Source organism: Brevibacillus jepli (assembly GCF_047229145.1).
Classification (GTDB): domain Bacteria; phylum Bacillota; class Bacilli; order Brevibacillales; family Brevibacillaceae; genus Brevibacillus.
The window spans coordinates 84,880-92,014 of record NZ_JBFEFW010000024.1 but is presented as its reverse complement, the minus strand read 5'-3'; the positions used below and the strand labels follow the sequence as shown (position 1 = coordinate 92,014).

Here is a 7,135-nt window from a genome sequence, read left to right as displayed (position 1 = left end):
AGTGGTTGTTCTTGCTTAAAAGATAATTTCATAAGTCGGGCTTTTGTGGGGAAGAGAAAAAAGAAGAAAACGCTCAAGTTCTTGGGCTACCTGCTAGGGGGTCATCCCTGCCCAGCTCCATGGAAAAAACGAAACCCGCGTCCAAAGTCGCGCATCTAAGGAGCATCTCAGAGGTGGACGCTAAAGGCAGGTTTCCTTTTTTCCATTACGCTTCGGTTGGTATCCCAAAGACTTTCGCTACTTTCTTCTTTTTTCTCTGACCAGCTTAAGTGGTTGTTCTTGCTTTAAAGATTACTGTTCAGGTTAAGCTTACGAAGATACTACGATGATTAACCTTAAGAAATCATTGCATTCCCTCGTGAATGGACTAATTAGGACTTTGACAAAAGCTGCGTAGAAGAATCGCATTTCCAGTCCAAGCGCCTCTGGAGCCCGCCCCAGCGTAGGAATAAATGGCGGGGAATTTCAGCTTCACTTATGGCCGACTCCCTCGAAACTTCTACGTTTGAAGCGCTCCCGCCATTTTGCACTGACCCCTGTCAAGTAGACAGCATGTAGAGAGCAACACTAAGCGACCTGAGTCCGATATTCATATGGACTTAGGTTATTTAATTTTTGTTGAAAGCGTTCATGATTATAAAAGTGGATGTATTCCTTTACAGCATGTCTTACTTCCTTAGCTGTTCGGAAAGAATAGCGTGAAAAACATTCCGATTTGAAGTGACTGAAGAAGTTCTCCATGCTAGCGTTGTCCCAACAGTTTCCTTTTCTAGACATGCTGGGTGTTATCTTGTTTTTCTTTAGAAGTTGATTATATTGACGGGATGTGTACTGAAATCCTTGGTCGCTATGCAGGAGGATTCCTTTCACATCTCGTTTCTTTTTCGCTTGGTTGAGCGTATCGAGTACTAATTTGATATCATTATTCCGGCTTATCTGGTACGCAATGATTTCATGGTTGTATAAGTCTTTTATCGCAGACAGGTATAGCCTTTGCCCGTTAAAAATGAGATAGGTAATGTCCGTTACCCATTTCTCATTTGGACGGGAAGCTTGAAATGCCCTGTTTAGCAGATTTCCTGAAACGACGTACGCTTCTTTTTTACCATAGTAAGGCCTCTTCTTACGAATAACGGCTTGCATTTGCATTTGGCTCATTAAACGTTGGATTCGTTTGTGATTGATCGGTAAAGGGGATTTTTTCTCCAGCCATATCTTCACCCGTCGATATCCGTAAATTCCCTTTACTTCTTTTTGGCATTCCGTAATACTTCTCTTGATTTGTTGGTCCTCTAGTTGATGGGGAGTAATCGTTTCCCTTCTCTTTATCCATTTGTAATAGCCACTTCTGGAGACTTGGGCTAGTTGACATAAAAGCAGAATGCTATATCCGTTCCTAGCCAGCTCTTCAATGAGAGTAAATCGCTTACTGTAAGGTACTGATTCCATCCCACCTTTTACATCTTTAAAAGCTTTTTTAGTAATGCATTTTCTGCTTCCAGCCTTTTGATTTTTGCCTCTGGATCCTCTGGTCTTACTTTGGGTCTTCCTACACCAATCCCTCTTACTTTTCCTCGTTTTTCTTCCAGTCCAGCTATCCCTTCTTTTTGGAAATGATTCACCCATCGACGTAACATCGTCGGATCAATTCCTAATTCATTTCCGCTCCTTCTATATCCCATACCTGTTTTCAGATAAAAATCCACTGCTTTTTTCTTAAACGCTACATCATACGTTTTTTGGATGTTCCCCATTGAAATCTCCCCCGTCAATGACAGAATACGTTGCGCTCTTTTTTCTGTCTACCTAAAGGGGATCATAACTTTTATTCCGGAGCGGACAGTCAATCCCTCAGCGGGGCGGAGGCCGAAGCGTAGACTGGAAATGCGATTCTTCCCCCACTACAGCTACTTAAACCAAAACCAAATCCCTTCGGTCTTTTGAACCTAGAGGATTTGGTTTTTACACGTTAATCCTTCACGATTAAAACGGAAACGGACGAGTTTCCTTCTGTACGGACACCCAACGTGGAGACGTAAACTCATGCAGGGACCAGTCGCTTCCATGGCGTCCCAAGCCGGATGATTTTTCTCCGCCAAACGGTACGTTCGGCTCGGTGTTGATGCTTTGATCGTTGATATGCATCATACCTGTTTCGATTTGCAGAGCGACTTCTACGCCATGCTCCAAATCGCGCGTAAACAAAGATCCGCTCAAGCCAAAATCGGTTTCGTTTGCGATGCGAATCGCTTCCTCTTCGCTATCCACCGGCAAAATATTGGCAACAGGACCGAATACTTCATTTTTAGCGGTCGCCATATCATTCGTGACATCTGCCAGAATAACTGGCTCCATCAAAGTACCTTTTACTTCACCGCGTTTGATGACACGCGCACCTTCCGCAATTGCTTGATCGACTAAGCCTTGAATCTTATCCACTTGTCTTTCGTTAATGAGCGGACCGACAAAGGTGTTCGGGTCTGCTGGGTTGCCCGCTTGGATGACGGAAGCTTTTTTCGCGAAAGCGTCAATAAATTGATCATAGATTTTGCGATGAACGATAATGCGGTTCAACGCCATGCAAACTTGTCCTTGGTGGAGGAACTTCCCGAAGACAGCCGCACTTGCTGCTTGCTCGACATCTGCATCTTCAAGGACGATCATCACGTTGTTTCCGCCTAGTTCCAAGGATGCCTTTTTCAAGTTTCTACCGCAGATTTCGCCGATTCGGCGACCAGCAGCGGAAGAGCCTGTGAAGGAAATGACTTTTGGAATCGGATTTTCGATCATCGCATCGCCGATTTCCGCAATATCTGCAACGACAACGTTAAACAAGCCTTTTGGCAATCCGACTTCTTCGAGCAGCTTCGCGATTACCAATCCACCGGAGATGTATGTTTGCAGATCAGGCTTAACCACAACGCCATTTCCTGTAGCCAGAGCAGGGATAATTGCACGAATGGACAGGTACAGCGGGAAGTTAAACGGGCTGATTACACCTACTACGCCAACTGGCAGGTGGTACACGCGATTTTCTTTGCCTGGAATGAAAGAAGGCAGGATTTCACCTTTCATCCGAAGTGGCAACGAAGCGTATTCTTTGATATCGCCGACCACAAAATCAACTTCTGCATTCGCTTTTGCGAACGTGCTGCCCGTCTCGGAAACTAAGATATTCACGAGCAATTCGCGGTTCTTTTCTACCACCTCTGCAATTTTGTGAATAATGCCGGAACGAACGTATGCATTCGTCTTTGCCCATTCTTTTTGTGCTGCTTTTGCTGATGCATAAGCTTGTTCCACATCTTCAACAGACGCCAGCTTCATACTCACCAGCTCGGATTGATCGTATGGATTGCGGTTTGTATAGCTGTTCTGGCTTTTGCCTTCGCGCCATTCGCCATTAATAAATTGTTTTGCATACTCGCTGAAAATGTTGCTCATGTTTATGGTCCTCCTAGCTTAGTCCATCTTGATGATTGCTTTGATTGTTTTACCGCTATGAGAATCGGCCACTGCTTGGTTGATTTCATCAAAACAATAGAATTTTACCAGCTTGTCCATCGGGAATTTCCCTTGCTTGTACAAATGGATCAACTGCGGAATGAAAATGCGCGGTACGCAAGCACCTTCTACTACGCCAGTAATGGTTTTGTTGAGCAAAAGCAAGTCGTTCGTATCGATTTTCTCATCGGTTCCGAGTGGTGGTGCCCCGATTTGTGCTACGACACCGCAGAATGTCAACGCGTCAACTGCCTGACGCAATACGCCTGGTCGTCCTGCTGTTTCCGCAGCATAGTTCACGCCTCCATTGGTAATCTTCTTGATCTCTTCCACCGGATCAACATTTCTCGCATTAATGACATGGGTGGCACCCAGTTCTTTCGCCAGTTCCAGACGGTTATCATGCACGTCTACCGCGATGATCGTACCGCAGCCAATTGCATTCGCCGCCATGATCGCACTGAGTCCAACCGCACCTGCGCCAAATACAGCGATGCTTGATCCTGCCTCTGGCTTCAGCTTGTTTATCACCGTGCCACTACCTGTTTGAATACCGCAGCCAAGGGGGCCCAAGAGAGCCAGATCTACATCTTTGTCTACTTTCACCAGATTGCGCTCGTTTACAATCGTGTACGTTCCGAAGGAGGACTGACCGAAAAAGTTGGACAACCCTTTCTCTTCGCAGTGGTGTCTTTTTGTCCCATCCTCCATATTTCCAAGGAAGTTCAGCTCAAAAAATCTTTCACATACATACGGACGTCCGCTCAAGCAATATTGGCATTTTCCGCAATGGGCAAAACCGAGCACGACATGATCGCCAGGCTGTACATAAGTCACACCCTCGCCTACCTTTTCAACGACACCCGCACCTTCGTGTCCCAGAACGGCTGGAAGCGGAACCGGATATTCCTGATCGCGTGCAATCATATCTGTGTGGCAAATTCCAGAAGCTACTACTCGAATCAGAACTTCTCCACTTTTTGGCTCATCGAGTTGAATCGTTTCAATGCGAAATTCTTCACCTTTTGAGTGAGTAACCGCAGCTTTCATTTGCATAGAAAATCCCTCCGGTAATTTCTTCGCACCACTCGATCATTTTTCGAGGTATAACCTACCAGATTCATTTATGATTCCTTAAAGACAGATGAATATGACACCATGCTGTAGGAAAGATGAAAAATCCAATCGAGTGTTGTGCGTCGAGAATAAAGTAATAGTTTCTCTTCTCCGGGGAATATTCCTCAGCAATTTTCATGCCAATCATATTTTTAAAATGAAAATGATCGAAATCCGTACTCCATCACTGCTTCTTCTACGCGTACATTTGTGGATTGTCTTTGAACGAATTGAACAAATCGTCTTGATCACCTTGAACAATTTGTTCAAAACAGGACGAAAAACAAAGGCATCGCCCTCTTGTTTGCAAGAACGGGCAATGCCTCTTGATTTTTTCATATTTTTTCTAGCGGAGAGAGACCATTACATTCATCCAGGGAACTTCGACAGGTAACACTTTCATTTGGCTCATCGATTTACCTCCACTTCAAAGAACACCATTTCATCAAATGTAATCCCAAGATAGCTGTACTTTATATGTACTCTGTTTATTGCTTCATGATGAATTACACTGACCCCATATATTTCATCGTTTTTCGTAGCAGTACCCTTTTTCCAGTAAGCAGAAGGAGATGTGCCTGCTTTCATCGTTATATCCTCTATATTCTGAAATCCATAGGGTATGGATTCCTTATTATCATAATTGTCAGTTACGATGAACCCTTGTAAAGCATTACTAACCTGTACTTTTGTTTTTGTTGGTTTTTCATTGTTATTAACTGAAACATCCAATATATTCACTTCTAGAAAGCCCTTGTTACCCATTCCCACAACAACAGATTTATTATCTTCGCTGGAAGCAAGTGTACCAATATCCAATGGTGGATTGCATTTGATAGGGAAATAAAAAACACTCGCAGTTATTGCGAAAAGTAGAACAAAAATCCACTGTTTCTTCTTCAAATTCCCCATCCTTTATCGTTGTTTTTCCATGTGCTTTTGAAAGCTATATTTTGGTAAATTCGAAAATAAAAAGCCGATATCCTGCACCCACGGCAGAAATAACGGCTTCCTATACCCTTGCACAATTATGAGTGAATAAACTCCACCAACTTCTTATTAAAATCATCCGCTTGCTCCTTCGGGGCGCCGTACGGAGAAACGGCATTCACTAGGGCTAATTTCGAAATATGGCGCCCCTCATAGCGGGTCATATATCGGATCGAAATCGCTCCGCCCACCGAATAGTCTAGCAAGACGGCATCCCGTATTTTTAGTACTTCCAAAACGACGTAGATGTCATCTGCCATGCGATCATACGTATAACCACCCCACGGTTTATCCGATTGTCCATTCCCACGGATATCCATCGCCACACAGCGGAAACCTTGTTGCGGGAGTACGTTGAATTGGTAGGAAAACATGTTATGGTTCATGTGCCTTATTACCCTCATGGTATGTCACCAGATGTAAGGTTATGTTGCTACTCTCCTATGCTATGAAACGGAAACGCATGAACGATGCGTCCTTTTCTGCCTGTTGTCGTGATCGCTTGCGAAAGAGAGTTGTAGATGGCTTCCTCTGTCGCTTCAGCTGCAGCGGCAAACAATTCGTTTGTAATCGGGTGATCCTCACGTACTTGCACACGCGTTTCCGTAATGGCTGTTGTCTGGTGCGGAATCGTTTGTGCTGTTGAAAAAGCGATGACAATATCCCCGCTCCCGTGCCCAAAATGGCTTCCCGTGCGTCCCAGACCGATTCCTGCGCGCTTCGCTACCCGAAGCAGCTGTCGATCACTCAGCGGCGCATCTGTCGCCAGCACGATGATGATCGAGCCATCCTCGGACTTTTCCACCGCGTTTTCATTGCTTTTGCAGACTGTAAACAGATTTGCTCCCAAGAAATCATTTTTATTGCCGAAGTTACTGAGTACCAAAGCTCCCAATGTGTACGACTGCTCCTCTGCCATTACGATGCGAGAAGACGAACCGATCCCACCCTTGTAGCCAAAAGCAATCATCCCTGTCCCTGCCCCGACCGCTCCTTCTTCTACTGCCTGGTCCGTTGCATTCTGAATCGCTTCTCTTGCATGTTCAGGGCGCACGATACAGCTGCGAATAGAATTGAGATGACCGTCATTGCATTCTCCCACGACAATGTTAATCGTCCCAGTCGTATCCCCGATCTCTTCGTTCGTGTCCAGCATGTATTGCAGTGTCCCTTGGGTTACCGCAGGAACGGAAAACGTATTGGTCAGCATGATCGGCGATTCCAATACACCCAGCTCATTTATTTGTACGAGTCCCGTCGTTTTGCCGAAGCCGTTTATCACATAGCTGGCTGCCGTCACCTTTTCACGAAACAAGCTGCCGCCATGTGGCAAAATGGCCGTTACACCCGTGCATGCATAGTCCTCTTTGTCCAGCTCATGCTGAATCGTTACATGTCCCACACGGACTCCCGCAACATCCGTAATGTCGTTTTTTTCACCAACTGGCAGCTTGCCGACTATTGCGCCGAGCTCCCGTATTTTTTTCGCCATGTGTTCCATTCCTTTCGCAAGGCTATGCCATTC

The 7,135-nt window shown here is 45.2% G+C and carries 6 protein-coding genes and 1 pseudogene; all 7 read right to left on the bottom strand.

Going from position 1 to position 7,135, the window contains the following annotated elements; genetic code table 11:
* Nucleotides 1-567: 567 nt before the first annotated feature.
* A complete protein-coding gene (locus AB1L17_RS23025) occupies nucleotides 568-1,485 on the bottom strand; it encodes an IS3 family transposase (RefSeq protein WP_412846176.1) in 918 nt (305 codons plus the stop codon).
* Entirely contained in the window at nucleotides 1,458-1,754 is a 297-nt protein-coding gene (locus AB1L17_RS23020) for a transposase (RefSeq protein WP_106842155.1), read from the bottom strand. The genes AB1L17_RS23025 and AB1L17_RS23020 overlap by 28 nt, the downstream gene beginning before the upstream one ends.
* 229 nt (nucleotides 1,755-1,983) lie before the next feature.
* Nucleotides 1,984-3,444, bottom strand: a complete 1,461-nt coding sequence (locus AB1L17_RS23015; protein ID WP_412846083.1) for an aldehyde dehydrogenase family protein — start codon at nucleotides 3,442-3,444, stop codon at nucleotides 1,984-1,986.
* Nucleotides 3,445-3,462: 18 nt separating this feature from the next.
* Entirely contained in the window at nucleotides 3,463-4,560 is a 1,098-nt protein-coding gene (locus AB1L17_RS23010) for an NAD(P)-dependent alcohol dehydrogenase (protein ID WP_412846084.1), read from the bottom strand.
* 468 nt (nucleotides 4,561-5,028) lie between these two features.
* On the bottom strand, nucleotides 5,029-5,532 hold the full coding sequence (locus AB1L17_RS23005; RefSeq protein ID WP_412846085.1) for a hypothetical protein: 504 nt from the start codon (nucleotides 5,530-5,532) through the stop codon (nucleotides 5,029-5,031).
* Between the two features lie 155 nt (nucleotides 5,533-5,687).
* Nucleotides 5,688-5,996 (bottom strand): annotated as a pseudogene (locus tag AB1L17_RS23000) (alpha/beta fold hydrolase); the annotation flags it as partial.
* A gap of 47 nt (nucleotides 5,997-6,043) precedes the next feature.
* A complete protein-coding gene (locus AB1L17_RS22995; protein ID WP_412846086.1) occupies nucleotides 6,044-7,102 on the bottom strand; it encodes a DmpA family aminopeptidase in 1,059 nt (352 codons plus the stop codon).
* Nucleotides 7,103-7,135 lie beyond the last annotated feature (33 nt).

Bases quoted from the DNA above. Each gene is read 5' to 3' on its own strand.
- AB1L17_RS22995 (WP_412846086.1), bottom strand. From the start codon at position 7,102: ATGGCGAAAAAAATACGGGAGCTCGGCGCAATAGTCGGCAAGCTGCCA.
- AB1L17_RS23010 (WP_412846084.1), bottom strand. From the start codon at position 4,560: ATGCAAATGAAAGCTGCGGTTACTCACTCAAAAGGTGAAGAATTTCGC.
- AB1L17_RS23020 (WP_106842155.1), bottom strand. From the start codon at position 1,754: ATGGGGAACATCCAAAAAACGTATGATGTAGCGTTTAAGAAAAAAGCA.
- AB1L17_RS23005 (WP_412846085.1), bottom strand. From the start codon at position 5,532: ATGGGGAATTTGAAGAAGAAACAGTGGATTTTTGTTCTACTTTTCGCA.
- AB1L17_RS23015 (WP_412846083.1), bottom strand. From the start codon at position 3,444: ATGAGCAACATTTTCAGCGAGTATGCAAAACAATTTATTAATGGCGAA.